The sequence below is a fragment of the Psychroflexus sp. MES1-P1E genome, assembly GCF_002836055.1.
Taxonomy (GTDB): domain Bacteria; phylum Bacteroidota; class Bacteroidia; order Flavobacteriales; family Flavobacteriaceae; genus Psychroflexus.
Map to the genome: position 1 here is coordinate 1 of NZ_PJBS01000079.1, position 26,748 is coordinate 26,748.

The window sequence follows — 26,748 nt, forward strand, 5'->3', positions numbered from 1 at the left end:
TTAGATAAATATTTACAAGATATTAGTAAGGTAGATTTGATCACAGCTGAAGAGGAAGTTGAACTAGCTCAACGGATTCGGGAAGGTGATCAAGCAGCTTTGGAAAAATTAACTAATGCCAATTTAAGGTTTGTCGTCTCAGTTGCAAAACAATATCAAAATCAAGGTTTAAAGTTGCCTGATTTAATTAACGAAGGTAATGTTGGTCTTGTAAAAGCAGCCAAGAGATTTGATGAAACCCGTGGTTTCAAATTTATTTCGTACGCTGTATGGTGGATTAGACAATCTATACTTCAAGCTTTAGCAGAGCAGTCACGTGTAGTAAGACTTCCTTTAAATAAAATTGGAGTCATCAACAAAATAAACAAAACCTTTTCTCATTTAGAACAGGTCAATGAACGTCCACCATCTGCTATTGAAATTGCTAAAGAGCTTGACATGAGTGAAGCTCAAGTGAAAGTAGCTCTTAAAAATTCTGGTCGCCATCTTTCTATGGATGCACCTTTTAAGGAAGGAGAAAACGATTCTAACTTATATGATGTATTAAGTTCTGCTGAATCTCCTACTCCAGATGATCAATTGATGAGAGATTCTTTGAGTATCGAAATCAATAGAGCTTTGGAAACTTTATCTCAAAGAGAAGCAGATGTTATTCGCCTAAATTACGGAATTGGCAATCAGCCAGCCATGACACTTCAAGAAATTGGAGATACGTTCGATTTAAGCAGAGAGCGTGTAAGACAAATTAGAGAAAAAGGCATTAGACGATTAAAACATCAATCCAAAAATAAGATGCTTAAGAAATACCTAGGCTAAGCCTAAATATTTTACAGATATAAAAAAAGCCATTCGAATTGAATGGCTTTTTTTATGAATTTGAATTCAAATTATTTTTTGGGAGGTTGAGAAGGCCTTACCTCTACTTTACTCGGTAGGGTTCTAGGATTCATTTTAAACAAATCAACAACCAATTCTCCTAAATCTTCGGGTTGAATTTTCCAAGCATCACTTTCATCTGGTGTATTTCCATTAAAATGAGAAGCTACAGAACCTGGCATGATGGTAGACACATTTACACCGTAATCTCTTAAATCCATCATCACAGCTTGTGTAAATCCTGTTACTCCAAATTTACTAGCATTGTAAGCAGACCCCTTAGCAAAGAAATTGGTTCCTGCAAGGCTGGATATGGTTATAAAATACCCTTTGCTCTTTTTTAAAGCCTCTACTGAAGCTTTAATGGAAAAGAAAACTCCTGTAAGATTTGTGTCTATAGTTTCTTTCCATTGGGTCTCGGTCAAATCTTCTATACTATGATAGTGCCCCATTCCAGCATTAGCAATAACGTAGTCGAGTTGACCAAATTCATTTAGAACTTTTTGCACTGCTTTTTCTTGATGCTTCAGTTCTCTTACGTCTGACTCAATACCAATAGCTTTTGCATTTGGATTGGAACTTTTAAGCACCTCTACAGCTTGGTCAGCAGAAGATTGCGTTCGGCTAGTAATAGCGACATGAACTCCTTGTTTCATCAAGGCATCTGCTATACCAAAACCTATTCCTTTACTTCCGCCCGTTATATAAGCAACTTTATTTTTCATGTTTTCTAAATAATTTTTCAATTCGTTTAAAGTTAATATCTAGGCGTTAACTTCCTCCTCATTTTTTAAACTTTTAACGTCATCCTTTAAAGTTTAAAATTACTTTTGAACTTAATTAAAAGTCATGGCAAAGTCAAAAAAGAAAAAAAACATTAGCGTATTCAGACTTTTTCTTTGGGGGATGACTATTCTTATTGGAAGTTTTTTCATTTTCTTCGGAAGCATTTATATAGGGCTATGGGGGAAAGTGCAGACAGAAAGTGATCTTCAAAATATAAAGCAGTCGGAAGCCACCGAAATTTTAGATTATAAAGGAGCGGTCATTGATAAATTCTATAAATACAATAGACAATCTATTTCATATTCAGCTTTTCCCAAACACCTTATTGAGGCTTTATTAGCTACTGAAGATGCACGGTTTTATGAACATGATGGTGTTGATAATTATAGTCTTTTACGTGTGTTTTTTAAAACTATCCTCTCTGGTGATAGGTCTTCTGGCGGAGGAAGTACACTTACACAACAGTTGGTCAAAAATATCTACGGAAGAAAATCTTATGGCTTTTTTAGTCTGCCCGTTAACAAGTTAAAGGAAAGCATCATTGCTAAAAGGATTGAAAATGCGTATTCTAAAAAAGAAATTCTAGAATTATATCTCAATACGGTTCCTTTTAGTGGTAATACTTATGGTATTGAGAGTGCTGCTAATCGATTTTTTAATAAAACCACATCAAAATTATCCGTTTCTGAGTCGGCGACCTTAGTAGGAACACTTAAGGCTAACCATTCTTACAATCCAAGACTTTTCCCTGAACGAAGTCAGTTGAGACGTGATGTAGTTCTTTCTCAAATGGAAAAATATGGCTACCTGACTTCAGAAAAAGCAACTTCCGCAATGAATACATCTATTCAATTGAAACTCTCTAAGCGGAACACCTTTCAACGTCAATTTTTCGTTGACCTTATCAAGTCTGAAGTTGAAGCTATCCTCGATAGTCTCAATTCAAAAAACGATTACACATATAATATAGAAGAAGATGGTTTAAAAATTCACACTACCCTAGATCTTGAGCAACAAATGCTTTTAGAAGCTTCTGTTAAAAAGCATATAGGCAATTTACAACCTCAGTTTGAAGCAGAATATAAAACCGATCTCCCTTGGAAAGATAAAGCATTGCTTTTAAGAATTGCTAAAAATACCAAGGTCTATAACAGATTAAAAAGGTCTAAAATTTCTGAAGAGCAACTCCTAGATAGTCTCCAAAAGAAAAGACCCATTGAAATTTTAAAAAATGGAGAATCTACTGTTTTACACCTATCTACGTTAGATAGTATAAGCCATAGCTTAAAGCAATTAAATGCGGCAAGCCTTAGTGTAAATCCAAAAACTGGAGCCATATTGGCTTATGTTGGTGGAGTGGACTACAGAACCTCAAAATTTGATATCATCAAAAATTCTAGACGCCAAGTGGGGTCTAGTTTTAAACCCATTGTGTATGCTTCTGCCCTAAAAGATGGACTAAAGCCTTGTGATTATTTTTCAGCAAAAGAAGTCACTTACTCTAATTTTAAAGACTGGAAACCACAAAATTCATCTTTTAAGGAAGAAGATCCTCACCTCAATTTTTCGATGAAACATGCCCTCACCCACTCTTTAAATACGATAAGTGTAAAAGTTTTGGAAAGGGCAGGAATTGAAAATATAATTACACTTGCGAAGAGTATGGGAGTTACTTCCCATATGGTCAGTGAGCCTTCTCTAGCCCTTGGAGTTGCAGAATTGAATATGAAAGAATTAGCTAAGGTATATTCTAGTATAGCTAACCAAAGTAAAGTTCCAGAGATTCATTTTATAACAAAAATCACATCAAAAACTGGCGAAGTGATTGCCGAATTTACGCCTGCCCAATCCAAACCCTCAAAACTGGGGGTTGATCATAACCGAATAGTATTGGCCTTATTAGAAAATGTTGTTGATGAAGGAACAGCCAGTCGATTACGAACGACTTTCAAACTTCGCCAAGATCTGGCTGGGAAGACCGGTACAACTCAAGGAAACAAGGACGGTTGGTTTGCCGCGATTACTCCAGAGTTGGTCAATATTACATGGGTAGGTCATAATAACCAAAGCATCAACTTTAAATCTACTCGACTAGGTCAAGGTTCAAATTCTGCGTTGCCCATTTTTGGAACCATGTATCAACAGATGGTTAAACAAGATCGTTTTAATGAGATCACTAGAGCGAAATTCCTACCACTTTCCAAAAATCAAAAGGAAGCTTTAAACTGCGATGATATAAAGCGTGATGGTTTTTTCAAACGCCTATTTTCAAAAGATGAAATCGAAAAGAATTTTGACGATGAAAAGGTAAAAAAGGATAATAAAGAAGGCTTTTTTAGTCGCTTTTTTGGTTCAAAAAAAAATAGTACCAATTTTAAACTATAATATCGCCATAAATCGTTTTACCGAAATGAATTTGGCACTGGCTTTTTGCCCTCTTTTTATCAAAAGTAATTACCGTAACTAAGGCTATACTAATTATTTTCAACTTCTATCAATCAAAAAAAACGGTGCTGAACTCCGTCTTTATATAATTCAATTTATTTACAAGACATTATAAATATAATTTGGCATAAGAATCATTTGAATTCTATAAGTTGAATGTTTTGTTTTTGAAAGTTTCCCTCCTCATTAGAAATGTAAATTTTGCCTTCAGAATCGAAGGATAAACCTTCTGGTTGTTGGAACTTTTCAGGATTTAAAAGGTGCATTTTTTTCGGTGTTCCATCTGGCTCTAATATAAGAATTCTTGGAGTTTTTGAATCTAAAATATAAATCTCATTCGTCGTTGGGTGAATCGTCAATTCTGAAGGAAAGAAATTCGTTTCCATGAACCAAGAAACATCTACTTTAAATATGGGATCTCTGTAACTTAAATTTGTAAAGTAGTTTTCTTTAATGTCAAATGTAGTGGGATTTAATTTATAAATAAGAAAGCGATCTCTAGTGGATAGAAGATTATTTTCCTTGGGAATTGTAAGAATTTCACCTGTAGTTTTATTGATATCAAAACTTTCGATATCATGCTTTTTTGAAAATCCAGTTTGAAAGATTTCGACTTGTCGACTTTCGAGTTCAAAATTTTTAATTCTGAAAAGTTGTCCACTACTATCCATGACGTAAGCTGTAGAATCAATAATTCTAATGGCCTCATAATCTCCTCGTGGTCCAAATTGAATTTGTTCTACGATACTTTTGAGGGTAAGATCATAAACATAAATAAGTCCTTTTTCATCCTGAATACAAGCAAGCTTCGAATCGTCTATATGACTAATACCAGAAACTTCTTTTAAAGACTTAGGAAGCTCCCATGTTTTTAAAATGCGCACTTCACCTGTGAAGGAATAATTTGGTTTTAAAACCGAATATATTCCTGCCACAACACACAGCACACCTGCAATTATTAAAAAGACAATTAAATTCTGTTTCACAGCTTATTACTTATGGTTTAAGAGATCAAAGATGTAAGTTTATATGTAAATTTGCAAAAATTTTGATTATGGATAAGTCAACGGTCGCTAAATACTTTTATAATCTCCTTAAATCTAGTGGATATTTTTCTGATTCTGCAGCCATTTATTTAAATGTTGCCCTCAACTTTTTGGTTATCATGATCTTAAGTTTTTTTTTATTTAAAATTTTGAGATATACAGCGCTAAGTATTTTACACAAATTAGCCGCTAAAACCAAAACTAGCTTCGACGATTTTTTGATTAAAAATAGAGTTTTTGTTTATGTCACTAATTTAGCGATCTTATTTGTTATATACGAACTTATACCTCTCGTTCTAGTTGATTTTACTGATTATGAAATTTACTTTGAAAAATTTATCGAGATTATTATCACTTTTGTTGGGGTATGGATTGTAAGAAGTATCCTATTGACATTTAAAGATTATTTAAGAACCTTTAGATCTTTTAAAGATAAACCCATAGAGAGTTATATTCAAGTCTTTATGATCGTTATCTGGATCTTTGGAATTATAGTTGTACTATCAAAATTAACCGGAAAATCTCTTGATGGATTTTTAACAGCCCTTGGTGCATTTTCTGCTGTATTGCTTTTGATTTTTAAAGATACAATCTTAGGTTTTGTAGCGAGTATACAAGTGACTGTAAATGATACCGTAAGACTCGGAGATTGGATCACCATGGAAAAGTATGGTGCAGATGGGGATGTTTTTGAAATTAACCTAGCATCTGTAAAAATTAGAAATTTTGATAATACCATTACTACAATACCCACTTATTATCTGATTTCAGATTCGTTCAAAAACTGGCGAGGAATGAGCATTTCTGGTGGAAGACGAATAAAACGCTCCATTTTAATAAAAGCAAATAGCATTAATTTTCTAAATGAAGATGATATTGAAAACCTAAAAAAAATTAGACTTATTACAGACTATATCCAAAATATACAACAAGAAATTGATGAGTTTAATACCTCTCATGCCATTGATAAATCCATATCCATCAATGGCAGAAACCAAACCAACTTTGGCGTTTTTAGAGTTTACGTGGATCGCTATTTAGAAAATCATCCAGAAATCAATAAAGACATGATGATGATGACTCGACAATTGGCTCCCACAGCTGAAGGTATTCCTTTAGAAATTTATGCTTTTTCAAAAGATAAAGTGTGGAAAAATTATGAGCATGTGATCGCTGGAATTTTTGACCACCTCCTTGCTTCAGTGCCGTATTTTGATCTAGAATGCTTTGAATCTCCAACAACCAAAGACATTCAAAAGTTATCACCAAATTTCAAAGCTTCTAAATCTAAATGAGAGACTTTATCTTCTTTATAAAGGGAAATTTTAGAAAATTGAGTTTTGGCTGGATGCTCACCTTCTTGTCCAGTTTTGGTCAAACTTATTTGATATCCCTTTACGTGACAGAAATTTCGGCTGAATTTGCTATTACAGAAGGAAACTTTGGGGCCATTTATGCTATTTGTACAGTTGCTGCTTCTTTTATCATGTTAACTGTAGGACATACTGTCGACCACATTTCTGTAAAAAAGGTTACAACATTTACGGTTCTATGTTTGGCATTTTCCTCGATATTAATGGGACTCTCCTACCATATCGCTTTTATTTTTATAGGCTTAATTGGTTTAAGGCTTACTGGACAAGGTATGTTAAGTCATATTAGTATGACAATTATGTCTAAATTTTATGATGAAAATCGAGGAAAAGCTATCAGTTTTTCTACGCTTGGTTTTTCTTCAGGTGAAATTATTCTCCCGCTATTGCTTACTTTATTTATTAGCTGGTTTAACTGGAGATGGGCAATGATAGGTTCTGGTATCTTACTCATTTTATATTTAATACGATTATACTTTACAGACCTTACTCATTTCAATAAACAACTAAGCAAAGGAAGACCCTCTTCCTTAAGTCTGATTAAAGATTTTGGAAGCATTGTTAACGACAAGCGATTTTTGATCTTAATGCCAACGAGTTTTGCTATAAGCTTCACCGTTACCGCTGTGATATTTTATCAATACGTTTTTGTAGATCTGAAAGGGTGGTCTCCCCAGTTATACGCAGCTTTTTTTACAGGATATGCTGTAACGAGATTGCTTTTTTCATTAGCAGGAGGAATTTGGGTAGATAAATTCTCAGCTAAAAAGATGTTTCGGTTTTATTTAATACCTCTTACTTTAGGTTTATTGGCTTTTGCACTTATCAATAGCATTATTGGAGCGTTGATATTTTTGCTGTTGATGGGAGTTACAGTTGGGATGTCAGGAACTATTAAGTCCTCCATATTAGCCGAAGTATATGGTATCGAAAAACTTGGTGCTATACGAAGCTTATTTACTATGTTTATGGTAGTGAGTACAGCATTGGGTCCTCTAGTTGTTGGGGTGATGATAGACAGTGGGTATAGCATAAAAACTATAATGTTAAGCTTATTTGGGTTCTTAGTGGTCTGTGTACTAAATGCTCAGCGTGTAAAAGGGATACAAACGTCTGGAGTTCAAATATAATTTAACAAATACTTAATTTATTTGATTAGTTAAAAGTATGGTACAATTAAGCATAAACCTTACTTTTATAAGTTATTATGAGCATGAAAAATAAAAAAACAAATCGTAAATCTCATTGGAGATTATTACATCAGTATTATACTTATACAGGATTTTATAGTTTTTTAGGGAGGAGTTTGATAAAAGCAGCCCCTCCTATTCTTATTTTCACAGCCATCCTTTTAGGCATTCATTTTTTTGTTATCGATGTGAATACTATGCTGATTTACGTGACAGATAATTTCCCCCCTATTGGAGTATTTGCCATTTTCTTTGGTTCAGAATCTTTTCTAGGGCTTATTCCACCAGAAATCTTCATCGCTTGGTGTGGAAAGTCAGCTTATCCCTTATGGTTCCTAAGTATACTCGGCATTTTATCTTATTTTGGAGGAATCATTTCTTACTTTTTGGGTCGAGGAATTGCTAGTATTCCATCTGTTTTTGTTTTTTTGGAAGTGAAAATGTCCAAACAAATAAAAAACATGAGAAAATGGGGTGGGATCCTCATTATTGCTGGCGCCCTTCTTCCTCTGCCTTTTGCTATTGCTAGTATGTCTGCAGGGATAATCAAATTTCCTTTTGGAAGTTATTTGCTGTATGGAGTTTTAAGATTACTCAGATTTGCTGTTTATGGTGCACTCATCTTCGGAACCTTTTAATCTCAGTTGGGTTTAATTCCTCAAGGATTGCATCGTGTTTTGAGGAAAGTTTGAAAACGGTTGGTTTTCATAAATTTAAATAAACTCTTTAAATGTCTAGTGGTCTTGCCTCAAGGATTATTTACTAATTCTTCGAAAATTTATCATCCGTCTCAAGAGAATGTTCCATCCCACTTTTATTATTTGTTTTTGAATTAGCTTGTTTTTCCTTTTTTATAAAATCTTCTTTTAAACCTAAAAACAAGGAATAACACATTACAAATAAAATTACTGTGAAAGGAAGTGCTGACACTATAGAAGCAGTTTGAAGAGCTTCTAGTCCTCCTCCTATTAGTAATACCGCAGCGATAGCTCCTTCTGTTATAGCCCAAAATATTCTTTGACCCACAGGAGCATCTATTTTGCCCCCACTCGTTAAGCTATCTATAACAAGCGACCCAGAATCTGAAGAAGTTACAAAAAAACTAACTATTAAAATTATAGCTACTAAGTTGAGAACTAGTGTAAAAGGATAATTTTCAAAAAATGCAAAAAGTGAAATATCAACATTGGTATTGACAGCTTCTAAAACTGAATTATCTCCTAATAGAACATCATTAATCGCAGTGCTACCAAAGGCTGTCATCCAAAAAAAGATAACAAGTGTAGGTAGAAATAAAACACTAAAAACAAATTCTCGTATCTGTCTTCCTTTAGAAATTCTAGCGATAAACATGCCCACAAAAGGAGACCAAGCAATCCACCATCCCCAATATGTAACGGTCCAAGACATTTGCCAATTGTCCTGTGAATAGGTTTCTGTCCAAGTGGATAGCTCAATAAAATTTCCTAAGTAAGCTCCAATATTTTGCACATAAGACTTGAAAATAAAAAGAGTTGGACCAAGAAAAAGGACTAAAAGCAAAAGTATTAGCGCTATTATAATATTCCACTTGCTTAGCACTTTGATACCCTTATGAATACCTAAGACTACAGAACCTGTGGCAATAAGTGTTATTGCTGCTATCAAAATGACTTGTGTGGTAATCGTATCCGGGAAATCAAATACATAATTAAGTCCTGCAGAAACTTGCTTAACGCCATACCCTAGAGATGTAGCCAAACCAAAAAGCGTGGCTAGAACAGCAAATATGTCTATAAGATCTCCCCATATTCCATATATTTTCTCTTTTAAAAAGGGATAAAACACAGAGCGAAGAGTAAGCGGTAACCCACGTGTATAGGTGAAATAAGCAAGTGATAGTCCTACTAAAGCATATACAGCCCAAATGTGAATTCCCCAGTGCAAATAAGTATACTGCATGGCTTGCCGTGCTGCTTCTGCATTTCCTCCTTCGCCAAAAGGTGGATTAGAAAAATGGGATAAAGGCTCTGAAATACTGAAATATAGAAGGCCTATTCCCATCCCCGCACTAAAAAGCATAGAAAACCAGGACAATTTTGTAAACTCAGGTTTAGCATGTTCTCCCCCAATTTTTAAAGTTCCATATTTACTGAAGGCGATGTATAGGATAAATACAAGAAAAAAATTAACCCCAAGGATATAGAACCAACCACCATTCTCAGTCACATAAAGCTGAGTTGTATTGAAAAAGGATTTCGCAGAATCCTTATAAATTAAGGTCAAAGCAATCGATAGGAAAATTAAAAAAGCAGATATAAAAAATACTCGGCCGTTGAGTTTCAATCCAAAAATTGACTTTTTTTCATCACTCCTTTCAACTTTATTAGGCATTTGATCAGGTTTTAAAATAACTAGAGGCTATGTTGTCACGTAGCCTCTAGTTTGTCGTTTTATAATTAATCCATAAAATGGTCATTTATTTTCACTCTCAGCTTACGAACATAATCTTCGTAGAGCCAATCTCTGTAGTTTTTTGTATTGTTGATGATGCAATTAGAATAACGCTTTATTCGATCTTTAATGTCGTCTTTAAGTTCTCTGGCTAAAATTCTTGCATCAAAAACATCTTCAGAATTTTCTGCACACATTTTAGCATGTTGCATCATGGACTCTTCTAGGACAAGTTTAGATTTATCTCCATTATTGACCGTCTCATTATACGTTTTCCTAATATCGAAGGTAATGTTTTCAGAATTTTTGAACATCTGCCTTACTTCATCAGGCATTTCATATTTAAAGTTGAGCTCAATATCTTCATCCGAAACCATATTATCTAAGAAATAATCTGGATTTTCGAAAATAAGCTGCCAATCTACTGAAGCGTTCCAAGGTCCAAACCTTGCGATATTGTTACCGAGATCAATAACATTGAAGGTATCTTTATATGGAAGTTTCCGAGACCCACGTCCAATCATTTGGAAGTATAAGGTTAGAGATTTTGTGGCCCTATTAAGGATGATATTTTCTACAGTAGGTTCATCAAAACCTGTTGTAAGAATACTCACCGAAGTAAGAATGGCATCTGGTTTTACTCTAAACCACTCTAAAATTGCTTTTCGCTCTTTTCGATTATGTGTATTATCCAAGTGTTTTATTTCGTAACCAGCATCTTTAAAGGTTTGATATACATACCAAGACGTATTAATTCCATTATTAAAAATCAATGTTTTCTTTCCCTTGCACTTTTCTTCATAAGCTTGGATAAGTTTCTCTTGCATATCCAAATTGGTGTAAAGGTCTTCTGAAGACTTAACGGTGTAATCTCCTGTAATTCCAACTTGAAGGGAACCAAGACCAACGTCGTAATTGAACATTTTAGCCTCGGCTAAAAAGCCTTGTCCAATAAGTGATGAAATGGAGTTACCAACAATCAATTCCTCATAATTCCTATGCATAGGAAGCTTAATGTTGGAACTTAAAGGGGTAGCAGTTACTCCGAGAATAAATGCTTTTTCTAAATATCTAAAAAGTTTAGTAAATGAATTGTAGTGAGCTTCATCAATAATGGCTAAACCAACATTTTTCATATTTAACTTCTCCTCGTTCAACCTGTTGTTTAAGGTTTCTACCATGGCAACAAAACACATGTATTCGTTATCATCGGAAAGTTCTTTGACTTTAGAGTTGATAATTTTATTTCGCACCCCGAAGCCTTGCAACATATCTGAGGTTTGTTTACAAAGTTCTATTCTGTGGGTGAGAACAATGACTTTTTTTCCAGTTTTTTCAATATATCGTCTTACGATTTCAGAAAAAACCACAGTTTTACCTCCACCAGTAGGCAATTGATACAATAGGTTGAAGTTATCTGGACAGTTCTCTATTTTATCAAAAATAGTTTGTAGATCACTTTCTTGGTAGCCATATAAACTTTTTTCAGCAGTATTTTCAAGCATAAAATTACTTAAATTGAGGGGTGATTTAAATTTTAAGATTCGCAAAAATAAGGAGATTAAAGGGTTTAAGGAAATTTTTTAGCAGTTTATAAACTAAAATCAAGCACTTTTTACCATTCATCAGTCTTTTGATTTGTCTTTAGGTCAAGTTATTTTCAAAAATAGTATTGACAAGCACTGATATATATAAACTAAAAATTATTTTTGCATAGCAACTCTAAAATCAAAAACCTTGGAAAATAAAAAAGCAACAAAACTTATTGAATCTATTGTAAAGGATCTTGAATCCAATCAAATCATTACAGATGATGTGGTAGAAATGGTAAAACAACTAAGACCATTTGCAGTTGAAGAAAGCTTACCAGTAGTTGCTAAAACACTTAGACTGGTGTATGAGCACATTAAAGAAAACGAAGTTTTTGCTATACCTATACCTCAGGATGAGCCCTTAACAGATGAAGAAACAGGAGAGGAAGGTGAAGCTTATGAAATTATCACAGGTTCTGATAGCTTACTTTATTTAATAAATTTGATTAAAAAGTCTGAAAATCCTGCAAACAAAATTGAAATAAGAGAATATAATCGCAAAATGGAAGCATTTGCAGAATAAGACTTGGTATGGGAAGAGCATTTGAATTTAGAAAAGCTAGGAAGATGAAACGGTGGTCTGCTATGGCCAAAACGTTTACTCGTCTCGGTAAAGATATCGTCATGGCTGTGAAAGAGGGCGGCCCAGATCCTGTGATCAATGCCAAGTTGAGAGCTGTTATTCAAAATGCCAAGACGGCCAACATGCCAAAGGAAAACGTTGAGCGGGCCATAAAAAAAGCCTCAGATAAAAGCTTAGGTGATTATAAAACAGTGCTTTATGAAGGTTACGCTCCGTACGGTATTGCTATTTTAGTTGAAACAGCTACAGATAATACCAATAGAACGGTAGCAAATGTGCGGTCTTATTTTAACAAGTGTAATGGAAACCTAGGAACATCTGGATCTGTTGAATTCATGTTCGACCATACTTGTAATTTCAGAATAAGCTCTGAAGGTAGGGATGTGGAAACGCTTGAATTAGAAATGATCGACTTTGGCGCTGAAGAAGTGTTTGAGGATGAAGATGGAATAATAATTTATGCCCCCTTTCAAAATTTTGGAGATATCCAAAGACATTTCGAGGAGAGTCATATTGAAATTTTAGCTTCTGGATTTGACAGAATCCCTCAAGTCACTAAGGGTTTAAGTGAAGAAGAAAAAGAAGATGTTGATAAGCTTTTAGAAAAGATTGAAGAAGATGAGGATGTTCAGAACGTTTATCATACTATGGAAGAATAATAAAAAAGGCTAGATAAATATCTAGCCTTTTTTATTATTGTGCAAACTGAGTTTGTTACATATTTTCAAAAATAGATTTCATCAACCTAGTTTTATCATTAAGACTTTCCTCCATAGAAATCATTGTTTCTGTTCTGCTTACTCCCTCAATATCATCGATAAGAAAGATGATATTTTTGGCATGCTCAGTATTTTTAGCCCTAATTTTGCAAAACAAATTGAATTTTCCAGTAGTCACATGGGCGACAGTTATATTTGGGATTTCTTCAATTCTATTAAGCACAAATTGAGTTTGAGATGTTTTTTCTAGAAAAATACCAACATATGCTATAAACGTGTAGCCTAATTTTTTATAGTTTAAGGTTAACGAAGAACCAACAATGATTCCACTTTCCTCCATTTTTTTGACTCGAACATGTACAGTTCCTGCAGATATATCCAACTTTTTAGCAATATCAGTAAAAGGCGTACGTGTGTTATCAATTAGCATATTAAGGATGTGATGATCAGTGTCGTCTAACTTAAGTTTTCCTTTCATTTGTAAATTATATTATATTATATTATATTTAATAAAAATCAAAATTAATTAATATTTCTGATTAAAAAGGAAAGATTATTGTAAATCTTTATTAATTAGATAACGAAAACGTTATTGTTGACTTTAAATGACGATAATACATCACCTACTTTTAAGGAGCCATGTTTTTCCAAAATTAAAGATTGTTCGTCCGCATTGATCTCACGGTGGGCAAAAGAAGGTATATTTTTCTCAATTTTTTCAATGAATGGAACAAATATTATGCGATCATTTTCCAACACTTCCTTATATTGAATAACAATATCCTTTATAGTAGAATCTTCACTCTTCACATTTCGTACAATCACATCATTAAAAAATTTTTTATTCTCGGGAATTTCAAAGTAGGCTTCAATTAATTCCTCTTTAACATCAAGGCAAATATCTTGAACCATCTTCAATAAGGCTAAGAAAATATATTTCCTAGTGTCTTCTCGTCCATAATCACGAGGGCAATGTCCAGCCTCAAACAAGACAGTTGGAGTCCCTTTAGCCTGAAAAAAATCTCCTATATATTTTAAATTAAAACTATCATTGTAACGGCCTATTTGATTTGGAATAAACTTCTGTAACATTAAGTTGGCAGATGCTATTAAACTCATGGACTTCTTTCTATTGATATTGAGTTCTCTTTCTTCATTAAAAGAAGGAGATAAAAAAGAAACCGATGCAGGAAAAGAATTATTACCTGCACTAAAAATAGTCCTTTGATCATGCATATTTAAACAAAAATCAGGCTGAAACTCAGTGTATACTCGATGCAATAATTGACTTTCTAATTGAGTCCGGCTAGAGGCATCGCGATTTAAATCCACCAAATTAGCATTAGCTCTCGTATATCTTAACGCACCATCTGGATTCAAAACAGGAATAATAACAAAGCTGCACAGGTCAAAAATAGAATCAGTAATGTCTTTATAGAGACTAAAGAAATTGAGCAAATCCATAACAGCCTTTGTGGTCGTCGTTTCATTACCGTGCATTTGAGACCAAATTAAAATTTTTCTTGACCCATGACCTAGATGGAATGAAGAGATAATTCTATCTTCTTCAGAATAGCCTTCATTTTTGATTTTAAATTTATGAGAGAGGGCTTTAAATTCTTTGATTAAATCTTCCTCTTTTAAATATCGACCCCGCAGAGACGAAACTTTGAAATGAGAATAATTTTCTAGCAACTGTGAAAAGTTTAGTGTATCTAGTTTCATATTTACAAATGTATAAAAACTAAAATATACATTTGTAAACAGACTGATTTTTTAATAAGTTTACATTTGTAATTAGTCGTTTTTCAGATTAATCTTCATTTTTAATCTCTGTTGGATTTAATCCCCCAAGGTTTGCCTCGTGCTTTAGGGAAAGTTTGAAAATGGTTGGTTGTAATCAATCAAAAAAAGCCCTTTAAATGCATAGTTGGCTTGCTAAGAGAATTATTTACTCTAAAATCTATGAGTGATGGTTTTTAACTCTTTGATTAAATCTTCCTTATTTTAAATAAGGACCCTGCAAAGACGAAACGTTGAAATGATAATAATCTTCTAGCAACTGAGAAAGGTTTAATGTATCTCATGATGTGTTTACAAATGTATAAAAGTATAAATATACAAATGTAAACTAGTAGGAAATTGCCAAAGTTTACATTTGTAAGTTATTATTTAGAGTTTTATCTATTAAGTCGTGGCTTATACTACATGCTGTTGGAAATATTCCTAAAGGCCTATTTTAAAATGATAAATGTCATATTTACAGTAAGTTATACCTTTTTTTTTAAACTATTACTTTAAGATACTAGTAGCTTTTAAACATGAGGATGATCTTTCTTTCAGTTTATTTGTTTACATTCGTATAAGCATTAACAGGTTAAATTAATTATAGTTTACAATGGTAAACAGTTTGGATTTTACAAAACGACTCAAGGAAATCTTTGAGTATTACGACTTATCTGCTTCTTCATTCGCAGACCGAATTGATGTGGGTCGAGCTTCTATTTCTCATATTATATCTGGACGTAATAAACCAAGTTTAGATTTTGTAATGAAAGTCGTATCCAACTTTAAGGAAGTTGAGCTCTATTGGCTTTTAAATGGAAAAGGGCACTTTCCCCCCTCTTCTAAAAACAATACAAATGGAATAAAGGCTAAGAAAGAGTTCGTCGATGACATAAAACCCGAAAAACCAAAGACTATTGAACCCCTATTAAATGAGTATTCAAAACAGGCTTCACACTCAAAAAAAGAAATTCAGAAAGTAATTATATTTTATACCGATGGTAGCTTTGAATCTTTTCAGAATTAGTTGTTATAGTCTACTATAATAACTTTTGATTTAATTATTTTTGTTGAAAAACATGCGTTACCCCACTGCATTAATCTTATGTCTTCTTTTTATATCCTGTTATAATCCTGAAAGAAATTGTGAAGATTTCAAAACAGGAACCTTTGAGTTTGAAGTTTATTTAGAAGGAGATTTAGTTAAGACTACTTTTATTAGAAATGATACGATAGAAATCGAAATCTACAAGGACAAAAGAGATACTGCCTCGATTCGATGGATCAATGATTGTGAATACATCTTAAAATCATTAAAACCCAAAAATTTAGCTGAAGAAAAGCCCATCCACATGAAAATTATATCCACCTCAAACAACTCTTATACTTTTGAGTATAAAATTGTGGGGAAAAATAATAAGCAAAAAGGACGGGGCGTAAAAGTCGATTAATCAAACAAAGAGGATTGCTGGTTATCCTCCTTTTCATCTTCCGTTTCAGTTACTATAACTTCCTCGGATTCCTTATCAGAGGGTAATGGTTGTATAAGATCAATCTGCTTGATTAGATCTGATGTGAGTTGATTGCCTTGAGCTTTAATTCCTTTAATAGATATAAAATCTTCTAGATTTACGACTTCGTTAGATCTTCTATCTTTTCCTCTAGTTTTTTTAAATTCAATTTCAATTCTAGGAATATAGTCTGTTGAGACTGCTTCCAACTGAGAGTTAGGATGTTCAGTGATAATTAATTCCTCCTTGTCAGCATTATCCATTTGGAAGCGTTTGACGTAGTATTTTTCTTTTTCTCCCTCCCAGTATACAAGCGAAATTGGTTTTTTAGAATTCCACTTTTCCATAACTATGATGTCGTTTTCAAAACGGGTCGTAAGTTCAGGAATAATGGTTTTAGCAATTCCATTTTGTCTGATAATAAGTAGTCTATCCTCCCCTTTAAAAGCTCCCAAAAGTTCTCCTCTTTCGTCCACGTTAAGACGTCTTACTGCTTCATCAAACCATATTTTTCTTGGTTTTAAGGTAGAAACTCCTTCTTCTTTAAACTCAACACTTTTGATGGGCATTTTGGAGACTAAATTCCCCTTCACATTTCTGCCCTTAATAGCTAGGTCTGAGAAATCAATATCAAATTTCAAACGTTTTAAACCTTTCTTTTGTCTTAAAAAAACAGTCACTAACTCCGCTTCACCGTTAGGGTTACAAGAAAAATATAACACTTTTGTACCCGGTTTATCATTTCCCATACTGTATGCCTTATCTCTTGTTATTGAAGTAACAGCAAAACGCTTCATATGGCTATAACCAACTTTACCATCCTTATAAATGAGATTATAGATGGTTCTTTTATCTTTTTTCTTAAAGATTCCTACATATAGGATATTCTTCCCAATAAAGGTCTTGCCCTCTACCTTAGTTACCATCATAGTTCCATCTTCAGTAAAACAAATGATATCGTCAATATCACTACAATCGGTAACATATTCATCTTTCTTCATAGAAGTGCCAATAAATCCCTCACTTCTATTGACATAAAGCTTAGTATTTCGAATTACGACTTTGGTGGCTTCGATATCTTCAAACAATTGAATTCTCGTTTTGCGTTCTCTTCCCTTACCGTATTTTTCTTTAAGCATTTTGAAGTAATTGATAGAATAATCTATCAAGTGGTCAAGATCTTGCTTTACAGCTTCGATATCTGCCACCAAGGCTTCTATTTTTTGGTCTGCTTTATCTAAATCGAATTTTGAAATTCTTTTAATTCTGATTTCAGTAAGTCTAGAAATATCATCCTTGGTAATCTCTCGTTTCAAATGCTTTATATGAGGTTGTAAACCCCGGTCAATAGCCTCTATAACACCTTCCCAAGTTTCTTCTTCTTCAATATCTCGGTAGATGCGTTTCTCTATAAATATCTTTTCTAAGGACACGAAATGCCATTGTTCTTCAAGTTCTCCAAGTTTTATTTCTAACTCGGTTTTTAAAAGCTCTACCGTATTTTCAGTACTCATTCTCAAAAGCTCTGACATTCCTAAGAAATGAGGCTTATCATCAATTATAACACAGCTTAAGGGTGAAATTGATACCTCACAATTGGTAAAAGCAAATAAAGCATCTATAGTTTTGTCTGGCGAAATGTTATTGGGTAAGTGAACGAGAATTTCAACATCTGAAGACGTATTATCTTCAATTTTTTTAATTTTAATTTTACCCTTGTCATTTGCTTTAAGGATAGAATCTATGAGTGTTGACGTATTTGTTGAATAGGGGATTTCATTGATCACCAGTAAATTTTTGTCTTTTACTTCAATATTCGCTCTCACTCTTATTTTTCCTCCTCTAAGGCCGTCATTATAATTTGAAACATCTGCGATTCCTGCAGTTGCAAAATCTGGAAATATTGAAAAACGCTTACCTTCTAGATGCATGATAGACGCATCAATAAGCTCAATGAAATTATGAGGTAGAATCTTTGTGCTTAAGCCCACAGCAATACCCTCTGCCCCTTGCGCCAATACCATTGGAAATTTAACTGGTAAATTAACAGGCTCTTGCTTACGACCATCGTACGAAATTTGCCATTCTGTGGTTTTTGGATTAAAAACGACCTCCAGAGCAAATTTGGATAATCTTGCTTCTATATACCGAGAGGCGGCCGCACGGTCTCCAGTAAGGATATTCCCCCAGTTACCCTGAGTGTCTATTAGAATATCTTTTTGACCAATTTGAACAATAGCATCTCCTATACTTGCGTCTCCGTGAGGGTGATATTGCATTGTATGGCCTACAATATTGGCCACCTTTGTATATCTTCCATCATCTAGATCTTTCATAGAATGTAAAATCCTACGATGTACAGGTTTAAAACCATCTTCTATGGCGGGTACTGCTCTTTCTAATATGACATATGACGCGTAATCTAGGAACCATTCTTGAAACATCCCGGTTACTTTTACAGACTCGTCTTTTGCGGTAGGATCGAAAGGATCCTGAGATTCAGGAGTTAAATCTAGATCGTCACTCATAAATTAATTTGGTTTTTTACTATGATTTTATCTAAGGATAATTTCAAATATCTAATTTTTCTAGGGCTTAATAAACTGATATTGGTATGGATGTTTTTTATTGAATTTTTTGTTGAATATACAATACGTAATCGCTTGTAAATGATAAAGTTAATTATCCTATAAGACTTTATTTTATCTTTTTTTATTTCATGAATTTTAGTCCTGCCATCAAATTTTGAGTATATAGCACTTTTATTTGTTAACGAAACTAAGCTTCCTTCACTGCTGTATTTAAAATACTTTCCAACAAAGTAAATATAAATTAACCACAAACCTAAACCTATCAACGCCACATAAACGTATTTGTTTACATGAAAAAATTGCTGACCTAATTGCTGACCTAATTGATAATTTAAAAAGATAAGTAATAAAAAAAATGACATTGAAAAGTTAGACACTCCGAAAATAACTTTTACCAATCTATGATTACTAAACCTCATTCATTTCTTATTTGACTTCTTCTACCAAGTCAATTTCTACTTTTAAATTATCTATGATGAAATTTTGCCTATCTGGTGTATTTTTTCCCATATAGAACTCTAAAATTTCTGGTATGCTTTTATATTTATCCAACATGACAGGATCTAAACGGATATCATCGCCTATAAAATTTTTAAACTCGTCTGGAGAGATCTCACCGAGTCCTTTAAAGCGAGTGATTTCTGGATTACCTCTTAATTTTTTTAAGGCTTCTCGTCTTTCTGTTTCAGAATAACAATAGAAGGTTTGTTTTTTATCTCTAACTCTAAAGAGTGGTGTTTGCAAAATATAAAGGTGACCTTCCTTGATTAGTTCAGGAAAAAATTGAAGAAAAAAAGTTATGATAAGCAACCTGATGTGCATGCCATCTACATCAGCATCGGTCGCTATGACTATATTGTTGTAACGCAAGTCTTCTAAGGAGTCCTCGATATTAAGAGCGGCTTGAAGTAAATTGAATTCTTCGTTTTCATAAACGATTTTTTTACTCAGTCCATAAGAATTTAGAGGTTTCCCTTTAAGGCTAAATACGGCTTGAGTGTTTACATCTCTAGATTTTGTAATACTCCCACTAGCCGAATCTCCTTCGGTTATAAAAAGTGTTGTTTCAAGATAACCTTCTTTTTTAGTATCTTCTAAATGTATTCTACAATCCCTTAATTTCTTATTGTGAACACTTGATTTTTTAGCTCTGTCTTTTGCTAGTTTTCGGATTCCAGAAAGATCTTTGCGCTCTTTCTCAGCTCTTAGAATTTTCCTGTGCAATTGTTCAGCAGTCCCATTATTTTTGTGGAGATAATTATCAAGCTCTTGCTTCATAAAATCTAATATAAAGGTTCTAACCGATGGTAAGTCTTCTCCCATATCTGTAGAACCTAACTTTGTTTTAGTCTGACTTTCAAAAATAGGCTCCATCACTTTAATACTTACAGCAGAAACAATTGACTTTCGAATATCGCTGGGCTCAAAGTTTTTCTTGTAGAAATCTCTAATGGTTTTCACGATAGCTTCTCGAAAAGCAGTCTGGTGAGTTCCTCCTTGTGTGGTATTTTGACCATTTACAAAAGAGTGGTATTCTTCAGAATATTGTGCTTTACTAAAGGTAATAGCAACTTCAATATCGTTACCCCTCAAATGAATAATAGGGAATAATCGATCTTCTTCTCGGATCCTGTCGCTTAGTAAATCTTTTAAACCCTCTTCGGAGTAAAACTTCTCACCATTGAACATTATAGTAAGTCCAGGGTTTAAGTAGACGTAATTCTTAAGCATCTTTTCGATATATTCATTTCTGTATGAATATTTCTTAAAAATAACTTCATCGGGAATAAAAGTTACTTTAGTCCCCCTGCGTCTTGATGATTCCTCAAGATCTTCTTTATTTATTAAATTACCTTTGTCAAACTCCGCAGACACCGATTTTCCATCTCGTGACGATTCCACCCTGAAATAACTCGAAAGTGCATTAACGGCTTTAGTCCCAACACCATTAAGACCAACAGATTTCTTGAAGGCATTGGTGTCGTATTTTCCTCCGGTATTCATTTTGGAAACTACGTCCACTACTTTCCCTAAAGGTATTCCACGTCCATAGTCCCTTACATTAACTTTTGTGCTTTGAATAGATACTTCGATAGTTTTTCCAGAACCCATCACAAATTCATCGATAGAATTGTCCAAAACCTCCTTTAATAAAATATAAATACCATCGTCTGCACTAGAGCCATCTCCAAGTTTACCTATGTACATGCCTGGACGCATGCGGATATGTTCTTTCCAATCTAGTGATTTTATGTTATCTTCTGTGTACTTTGTTTCTTGTGCCATAGTTTTTCTCAACATTGAAATATACTACGATTTCTCTAAAATAAAAATCATAACTCAAATTTATAATCTCAAAGCTTTTGGAGCATCTTTAAGGTAAAACTATTTTTAAAAACTAAAAAAGCCTTCATCAATTTCATAATGAAGGCTTTAGAAAATTAAATAGTATCGAATAAACTTATTTATTATGCATAAAGGATTGTTTACCTAGAAGTGTTTCTTCAGACTCCACATGCTCATCATCGGGAACGCAACAATCTACTGGACAAACTGCTGCACATTGGGGTTCCTCATGAAATCCCATGCACTCCGTACATTTGTCTGCTGCTATATAATATAATTCATCACTTACTGGTTCCTGAGTTTCTTCAGCATTTGCTTCTTTTCCGTTTGTAAGAACAATATCACCTTTCAAATTTGTTCCATCTGCATGCCTCCAATCGTCACCACCTTCATATATTGCTGTATTAGGGCATTCCGACTCGCAAGCACCGCAATTGATACATTCGTCTGTTATTTTTATAGCCATTTGAGTAATATTTATGTAAATTTGTTCAAAATTAGAAATACTCTAACGGTTAGCCAATTTTTATGACTTTAGATGATAGAATAGATACTTTTTTAGAACTTGGATTATGCTTGCAAAATTACACAGATTCTAAAGATTTAAGCTCAAATTTTTCCCAAAAATTGACTAATATCATTAGGCAAGCTGAGATTCAAAACGCTTGGTTTACACAAATTCAGGTTCGTTTATCGATAGCAGCATGGGCAAAGGCTTTGACAAAAGAACAGCTTTATAATTGGCTTACACCCTATAAGATAGAGTCGATGCCAGAAAAAGATGTCGCTGTCATTATGGCTGGAAATATACCCTTAGTTGGCTTTCATGATTTCTTATGTGTTCTTATACTCGGCCATAAAGTAATTGGTAAGTTATCATCCAACGATAATTTGCTTCTTCCGTTTATGGCTGAAGAGCTGATAAGAATTCACCCAGGTTTTGAAGATAAAATTGTATTTACAAATGATAGATTGCCAAAATTTGATAGTGTCATAGCTACAGGAAGCAATAATACAGCAAGGTATTTCGAATATTATTTCAAAAGTAAACCTCATATTATTCGAAAAAACAGAAATTCATTAGCTATTCTTAATGGAACTGAATCTAAGGCTGAACTACAAGCCTTAGGAGAAGATATATTTAGATATTTTGGATTGGGATGTAGAAGCGTATCCAAGTTATTTATCCCTGAAGATTATGACGTTGATGATTTTTACAAAGCTATGTTTAAATTCAAAGATTATATCTATCATCATAAATACGCTAATAACTACGATTACAATAAGGCCGTTTATTTAATGAGCTCCGTAAAACTTTTAGACAATGGTTTTTTACTCTTAAAAGAAGATAAACAATTCTCATCCCCTATTGGAACTTTGTTTTATGAAAAGTATACCAGCATCAAAGAACTTGAAATCACTCTAAAAGAAAGACATGAAGAGATACAATGTACCGTTGGAAATGAAGATTTTGCAGAGGTTAAATTTGGGCAAACACAAAATCCAAAGTTGTCTGATTATGCAGATGGGGTTGACACTTTAGAATTTTTAATCCAACATTAAAACGATAAGACATGGAAAGACCGCATAATTTTAGCGCTGGCCCTTGTATACTTCCTTTAGAAGTCTTTGAAAAGGCTTCACAATCGGTTATTGATTTGGATAATTCTGGACTTTCCATTTTGGAAATTTCTCATAGAAGTACAGCATTTGTTGGGATTATAGAAAAGGCAAGAGAACTCGCACTACAACATCTTAACTTACAAGACAAAGGCTATAAAGCCCTATTTTTACAAGGAGGAGCTAGTATGCAGTTTTTAATGACAGCTTATAATTTATTAGAAAAGGAAGCAGGCTACTTAGATACTGGAACCTGGGCTTCTAATGCTATTAAAGAAGCTAATAATTTTGGAGACACTCAAGTTTTGGCCAGTTCAAAAGGCAGCAATTATAACTATATCCCAAAAGATTTTTCAATCCCAGAAGGCTTAGATTATCTTCACTATACGAGTAATAACACGATCTATGGGACTCAAATGAAAACGTTCCCAAAAAAAGCAAACACTCCTTTAGTTTGTGATATGAGTAGTGATATTTTCTCTCGCCAACTTGACTATTCTCAATTTGATTTGATTTATGCTGGGGCCCAAAAAAATATGGGGCCTGCAGGAGCGACTCTTGTTGTCGTCAAAGAGGATGTTTTAGGTAAGGTTTCTAGAGCGATACCATCTATAATGAATTACCAATTAATGATCAAAAAGGAGAGTATGTTCAATACGCCTCCGGTATTTTCGGTCTATGTCTCTATGTTAAATTTGGAATGGTTATCTAGAAATGGCGGTGTTTCTTCTATAGAGAAAAAGAACAAAGCCAAAGCTGATTTAATTTATTCTGAGATTGATAGAAACCCACTATTTAAAGGATTCACAGCCTTAGAGGACCGTTCCATGATGAATGCAACATTCATATTAAATGATAAACAACTTGGTTCTAAATTTGACAAATTATGGAAAGCTAGCCATATCAATGGCTTAAACGGTCACCGAAGCGTAGGAGGATATAGAGCTTCTATGTACAATGCATTGACTCTAGATAGCGTTAAGGTACTTGTAGACGTGATGAAAAATTTTGAAAAAACCGCATAAAATAATAAAAAATGAAAATTTTAGCAACAGATGGTCTTTCAGGCATAGGAGTTCAATTGCTCGAAAATGCTGGACATGAAGTTATTATAAAAAAAGTAGCGCAGAACCAGTTATCAGACTATATCACCACCAATGAGTTTGACGGTGTTTTGGTCAAAAGGTCTACCCCGCTCACCAAGGTCATTCTTTCCGAAAGCCCAACCTTAAAATTTATTGGTAATTGTGATATCATCTCCACTCATATTGATGTTGATTTTGCTGAACAACAAGGCTTAAGTGTTTTTCAGGCGATAACTGCTTCGTCCAATAGTATTGCAGAATTGACTATTGGTCATCTCCTCAATTGTGTGAGACATCTAAAAGATTCTAATAGAGAAATGCCACTCGAAGGTGATAGTAAATTCGACACCTTAAGACACTCTTATTCAGCAGGAACAGAGGTAGAAGGTAAAATACTCGGAATTATTGGTTTTGGAAATGTTGGTCAAGAAGTGGCGAAAAAGGCCATTGGCTTAGGGATGAAGGTTATGTATTATGATAAAGATGAAGAGCATGTTGAAATCATTTTAGATTTTTATGACCAACAGGTTGTAAAATTCAATCTTTCATCCTCACCATTAAAAGAGGTACTTTCAACTTCAGATTTTGTAAGCCTTCATTTAACCTCAAATCAAAAAGATTACCTTATCGGCCCTAAAGAGCTCAAAGATATGAAGCCAACAGCAGGACTAATAAATACTTCATACTTTAAAGCTGTAGATGAAGTAGCCTTAATTAAATCTCTTGAAAACAATGAGTTGAGGTTTGCTGCATTGGATGTCTTTGAAGACGAGCCTCAACCTCCAATTCAATTACTGATGAATCCTAAGTTATCCTTGAGTCCAAATATTGGTGGAGCAACACAGGAAACTCAAGATAGGATCGCTAAGGAATTAGCTGATCAAATCCTATCCTCCTTAAACTAAATCTTATGAAAATTTTTGTCTTCTATTTTCTATTTTCGTTGAGTAGTATTGCTTTTGCTCAAACACAAATAGGTAAAGTTTCTTTTTATGCTGATAAATTTGAAGGCAGACAGACTGCAAGTGGGGAAATTTATAAGCACAACTTACCTACTGCAGCTCATAGAAAACTAGCCTTTGGGACCAAGGTTAAAGTGACGAATCTTCAGAATTATAAAACGGCTATAGTTACCATTAACGATAGAGGTCCTTTTATAAGAGGGCGCATTATAGACTTGTCAAGATCTGTCGCGCTGAGTTTAGATATACTAGATAACGGTGTTACTGAAGTGAGAATTGAAGTTTTAAAAGACCAAGATGTTGACATAACTTCAGATTCTACTTATACTTCACCTTTCATACCTCAAACCCCTATTGATGAATCCATAACAAATAAATATAAAACTAATAATAACTCACAAATGCGATCTAAAGAGACCTTAGATGTAAAAGAGTTTTATGAGATAAATATCGATAAAATCACACCAGATTTTTACGGCGTACAAATTGCGAGTTTTCAGGACACTGATAATCTGTTAAGAATGGCCAACTTGCTTAAAGTAACCTATAGCGCTGAAGTTCTTGTTCAGGTAAAAACAGTTAGCGAGGACAAGGTCTATACACTTATTTTAGGCGGATATAATAACAGGAAAGCAGCAGAAGACTTTCAGGGCAGACTGTTGAATAAATATCCCGACTCTTTCATTGTAGATATGACTACAAAAAATTAAATTTATAAATGCGCTATTTAATTATACTTTTTCTAGCAACTTCTTTAATAAGTTGTTCTACACAAAAACAAGGAACTAAACAGGTTTTCAAGGATTCAAAAGTTAACACCGATACGATTAGAATCGCTAACGATTCCCTTGAGTATGAAATCGTTATCGTAGAACCTGGTTTTAACGTTTGGCTAGCTTCTCAAAGACCAAGAGGGTACTTTGGACTCAATTACTTAGATCAACGTAATGATTTTTACATTATCATTTATAACATGAGAGTGAACGATCCCATGGGATTTGATCCAAATCTATACCCTTTCCGTATAAATTATGAAATGGACGTCGATTACGGATACGAGGTGAATTATTTACTCTACCATTATTTTTTATTTTTTGAAGACAAATATAATCAGAGATTGAGATAAGGTTTGTATTTTTGCAAAATGAATAAATTAAAAGAACGCTGGAGCATACAATCTAACATACAATTGGTTATTGTTTTTATTGTTTTCGCCATTACAGGTTCATTGTCAGCCTATTTAGCAAAGCCCATTTTAAATTTTTTTGAGTTAACACGAACTTCCTTCCCAGAGCATTTTTTTGGAGGTTTTGGTTATTACTCATTGCGAATATTAATCATTTTCCCAATTTATCAAGTCTTGTTGGTCGCTATTGGCACATTGTTTGGGCAAAACAAATTTTTCTGGAATTTTGAAAAGAAAATGCTTACCAGACTTGGACTCGCCTTCCTATTTCAGTAAAGCCTAAATTTTCTTTTATTTTCTGATAAAAATAGTACATTTGCATTTTATAATTAAACTTTGAATATCAAACAAATAATAAGCATATTACTTCTCATGGTCCTCTCAACGTCTGTTGTGGATGCACATGCGCTTAGCCATTTGTTTGATGACGATATATCTTCCGAAGAACAATGTGAGACCTGTGATGATTTCATTCTTACACACTCTAATAATGTTCAGTTTATTTCCCCCATTTTAAATGTTGATATTCAAAACTCTTTTGAATATCAAACAATTATACCTAGTATAATAGACATTTCATTAACTATTATTTTAATCCCTTCAGGAGAGTATTACAACA

Annotated in this window: 25 protein-coding genes; 16 read left to right on the forward strand and 9 right to left on the reverse strand. The window is 33.7% G+C overall.

Annotated elements, in window-relative coordinates; genetic code table 11:
• Positions 1-816, forward strand: an 816-nt coding sequence (locus CXF67_RS00555) for a sigma-70 family RNA polymerase sigma factor (RefSeq protein ID WP_102086967.1), incomplete at its 5' end; no start/stop codon positions are given.
• A gap of 71 nt (positions 817-887) precedes the next feature.
• On the opposite strand, the gene CXF67_RS00560 is transcribed toward CXF67_RS00555, so the two are convergent.
• Entirely contained in the window at positions 888-1,601 is a 714-nt protein-coding gene (locus CXF67_RS00560; protein WP_102086968.1) for an SDR family oxidoreductase, read from the reverse strand.
• 124 nt (positions 1,602-1,725) lie between these two features.
• On the opposite strand from CXF67_RS00560, the gene CXF67_RS00565 reads away from it, so the two are divergent.
• Positions 1,726-4,047, forward strand: a complete 2,322-nt coding sequence (locus CXF67_RS00565) for a transglycosylase domain-containing protein (protein ID WP_102086969.1) — start codon at positions 1,726-1,728, stop codon at positions 4,045-4,047.
• Positions 4,048-4,241: 194 nt separating this feature from the next.
• On the opposite strand, the gene CXF67_RS00570 is transcribed toward CXF67_RS00565, so the two are convergent.
• A complete protein-coding gene (locus tag CXF67_RS00570) occupies positions 4,242-5,093 on the reverse strand; it encodes an SdiA-regulated domain-containing protein (RefSeq protein ID WP_102086970.1) in 852 nt (283 codons plus the stop codon).
• A 68-nt stretch (positions 5,094-5,161) separates the two neighbouring features.
• On the opposite strand from CXF67_RS00570, the gene CXF67_RS00575 reads away from it, so the two are divergent.
• The 3 genes from CXF67_RS00575 (at position 5,162) to CXF67_RS00585 (ending at position 8,354) form a co-directional block, all read left to right on the forward strand.
• Entirely contained in the window at positions 5,162-6,448 is a 1,287-nt protein-coding gene (locus tag CXF67_RS00575; protein WP_102086971.1) for a mechanosensitive ion channel family protein, read from the forward strand.
• Complete coding sequence (locus CXF67_RS00580; protein WP_102086972.1) at positions 6,445-7,656, forward strand: MFS transporter; 1,212 nt, start codon at positions 6,445-6,447, stop codon at positions 7,654-7,656. The genes CXF67_RS00575 and CXF67_RS00580 overlap by 4 nt, the downstream gene beginning before the upstream one ends.
• Positions 7,657-7,733: 77 nt before the next feature.
• Positions 7,734-8,354 carry a YqaA family protein gene (locus CXF67_RS00585; protein ID WP_102086973.1) on the forward strand — a complete coding sequence of 207 codons (621 nt, stop codon included), beginning with the start codon at positions 7,734-7,736 and terminating at the stop codon, positions 8,352-8,354.
• 124 nt (positions 8,355-8,478) lie between these two features.
• Here CXF67_RS00585 and CXF67_RS00590 read toward each other — a convergent pair whose 3' ends face one another.
• Positions 8,479-10,089, reverse strand: a complete 1,611-nt coding sequence (locus CXF67_RS00590; RefSeq protein WP_102086974.1) for a BCCT family transporter — start codon at positions 10,087-10,089, stop codon at positions 8,479-8,481.
• A gap of 65 nt (positions 10,090-10,154) precedes the next feature.
• Positions 10,155-11,654, reverse strand: coding sequence for a DEAD/DEAH box helicase (locus tag CXF67_RS00595; protein ID WP_102086975.1), 1,500 nt, complete (start codon positions 11,652-11,654; stop codon positions 10,155-10,157).
• A gap of 232 nt (positions 11,655-11,886) precedes the next feature.
• On the opposite strand from CXF67_RS00595, the gene CXF67_RS00600 reads away from it, so the two are divergent.
• Both CXF67_RS00600 and CXF67_RS00605 read left to right on the forward strand, forming a co-directional pair.
• Positions 11,887-12,264: a hypothetical protein gene (locus CXF67_RS00600; RefSeq protein WP_102086976.1), complete on the forward strand. Its 378-nt coding sequence runs from the start codon at positions 11,887-11,889 to the stop codon at positions 12,262-12,264.
• Positions 12,265-12,272: 8 nt separating this feature from the next.
• Complete coding sequence (locus CXF67_RS00605) at positions 12,273-12,983, forward strand: YebC/PmpR family DNA-binding transcriptional regulator (RefSeq protein WP_102086977.1); 711 nt, start codon at positions 12,273-12,275, stop codon at positions 12,981-12,983.
• Positions 12,984-13,038: 55 nt separating this feature from the next.
• On the opposite strand, the gene CXF67_RS00610 is transcribed toward CXF67_RS00605, so the two are convergent.
• Entirely contained in the window at positions 13,039-13,521 is a 483-nt protein-coding gene (locus tag CXF67_RS00610) for an Lrp/AsnC family transcriptional regulator (protein ID WP_015025947.1), read from the reverse strand.
• 95 nt (positions 13,522-13,616) lie between these two features.
• Complete coding sequence (locus tag CXF67_RS00615) at positions 13,617-14,768, reverse strand: M14 family zinc carboxypeptidase (protein WP_102086978.1); 1,152 nt, start codon at positions 14,766-14,768, stop codon at positions 13,617-13,619.
• Between the two features lie 673 nt (positions 14,769-15,441).
• Here CXF67_RS00615 and CXF67_RS00620 point away from each other — a divergent pair.
• Both CXF67_RS00620 and CXF67_RS00625 read left to right on the forward strand, forming a co-directional pair.
• The gene (locus CXF67_RS00620; RefSeq protein ID WP_102086979.1) at positions 15,442-15,855 is read left to right on the forward strand and encodes a helix-turn-helix domain-containing protein; all 414 of its coding nucleotides are present in this window, start codon (positions 15,442-15,444) and stop codon (positions 15,853-15,855) included.
• A 52-nt stretch (positions 15,856-15,907) separates the two neighbouring features.
• Positions 15,908-16,279, forward strand: a complete 372-nt coding sequence (locus tag CXF67_RS00625) for a DNA topoisomerase IV (RefSeq protein WP_102086980.1) — start codon at positions 15,908-15,910, stop codon at positions 16,277-16,279.
• Here the strand turns inward: CXF67_RS00625 and CXF67_RS00630 are convergent.
• The 3 genes from CXF67_RS00630 to CXF67_RS00645 form a co-directional block, all read right to left on the reverse strand.
• Positions 16,276-18,867 (reverse strand): DNA gyrase/topoisomerase IV subunit A, encoded by a 2,592-nt coding sequence (locus CXF67_RS00630; RefSeq protein ID WP_102086981.1) that lies wholly within the window; start codon positions 18,865-18,867, stop codon positions 16,276-16,278. The two genes, CXF67_RS00625 and CXF67_RS00630, sit on opposite strands and share 4 nt — an antisense overlap.
• A gap of 489 nt (positions 18,868-19,356) precedes the next feature.
• Positions 19,357-21,216 carry a DNA topoisomerase IV subunit B gene (locus CXF67_RS00640; RefSeq protein WP_102086991.1) on the reverse strand — a complete coding sequence of 620 codons (1,860 nt, stop codon included), beginning with the start codon at positions 21,214-21,216 and terminating at the stop codon, positions 19,357-19,359.
• Positions 21,217-21,391: 175 nt separating this feature from the next.
• Positions 21,392-21,742, reverse strand: a complete 351-nt coding sequence (locus CXF67_RS00645; protein WP_102086983.1) for a 4Fe-4S dicluster domain-containing protein — start codon at positions 21,740-21,742, stop codon at positions 21,392-21,394.
• A 62-nt stretch (positions 21,743-21,804) separates the two neighbouring features.
• Between CXF67_RS00645 and CXF67_RS00650 the strand changes: the two genes are divergently transcribed.
• From CXF67_RS00650 to CXF67_RS00680, 7 genes are all read left to right on the forward strand, one after another.
• On the forward strand, positions 21,805-22,839 hold the full coding sequence (locus CXF67_RS00650) for an acyl-CoA reductase (protein WP_102086984.1): 1,035 nt from the start codon (positions 21,805-21,807) through the stop codon (positions 22,837-22,839).
• An 11-nt stretch (positions 22,840-22,850) separates the two neighbouring features.
• Positions 22,851-23,921, forward strand: coding sequence for a 3-phosphoserine/phosphohydroxythreonine transaminase (gene serC / locus CXF67_RS00655; RefSeq protein ID WP_102086985.1), 1,071 nt, complete (start codon positions 22,851-22,853; stop codon positions 23,919-23,921).
• Positions 23,922-23,932: 11 nt separating this feature from the next.
• Positions 23,933-24,886 carry an NAD(P)-dependent oxidoreductase gene (locus tag CXF67_RS00660; RefSeq protein WP_102086986.1) on the forward strand — a complete coding sequence of 318 codons (954 nt, stop codon included), beginning with the start codon at positions 23,933-23,935 and terminating at the stop codon, positions 24,884-24,886.
• A gap of 5 nt (positions 24,887-24,891) precedes the next feature.
• A complete protein-coding gene (locus CXF67_RS00665; protein WP_102086987.1) occupies positions 24,892-25,653 on the forward strand; it encodes a septal ring lytic transglycosylase RlpA family protein in 762 nt (253 codons plus the stop codon).
• 8 nt (positions 25,654-25,661) lie between these two features.
• Complete coding sequence (locus CXF67_RS00670) at positions 25,662-26,069, forward strand: DUF6146 family protein (protein ID WP_102086988.1); 408 nt, start codon at positions 25,662-25,664, stop codon at positions 26,067-26,069.
• An 18-nt stretch (positions 26,070-26,087) separates the two neighbouring features.
• A complete protein-coding gene (locus CXF67_RS00675) occupies positions 26,088-26,405 on the forward strand; it encodes a DUF6787 family protein (protein ID WP_102086989.1) in 318 nt (105 codons plus the stop codon).
• A gap of 60 nt (positions 26,406-26,465) precedes the next feature.
• Positions 26,466-26,748, forward strand: a 283-nt coding sequence (locus CXF67_RS00680) for a hypothetical protein (RefSeq protein ID WP_257984531.1), incomplete at its 3' end; no start/stop codon positions are given.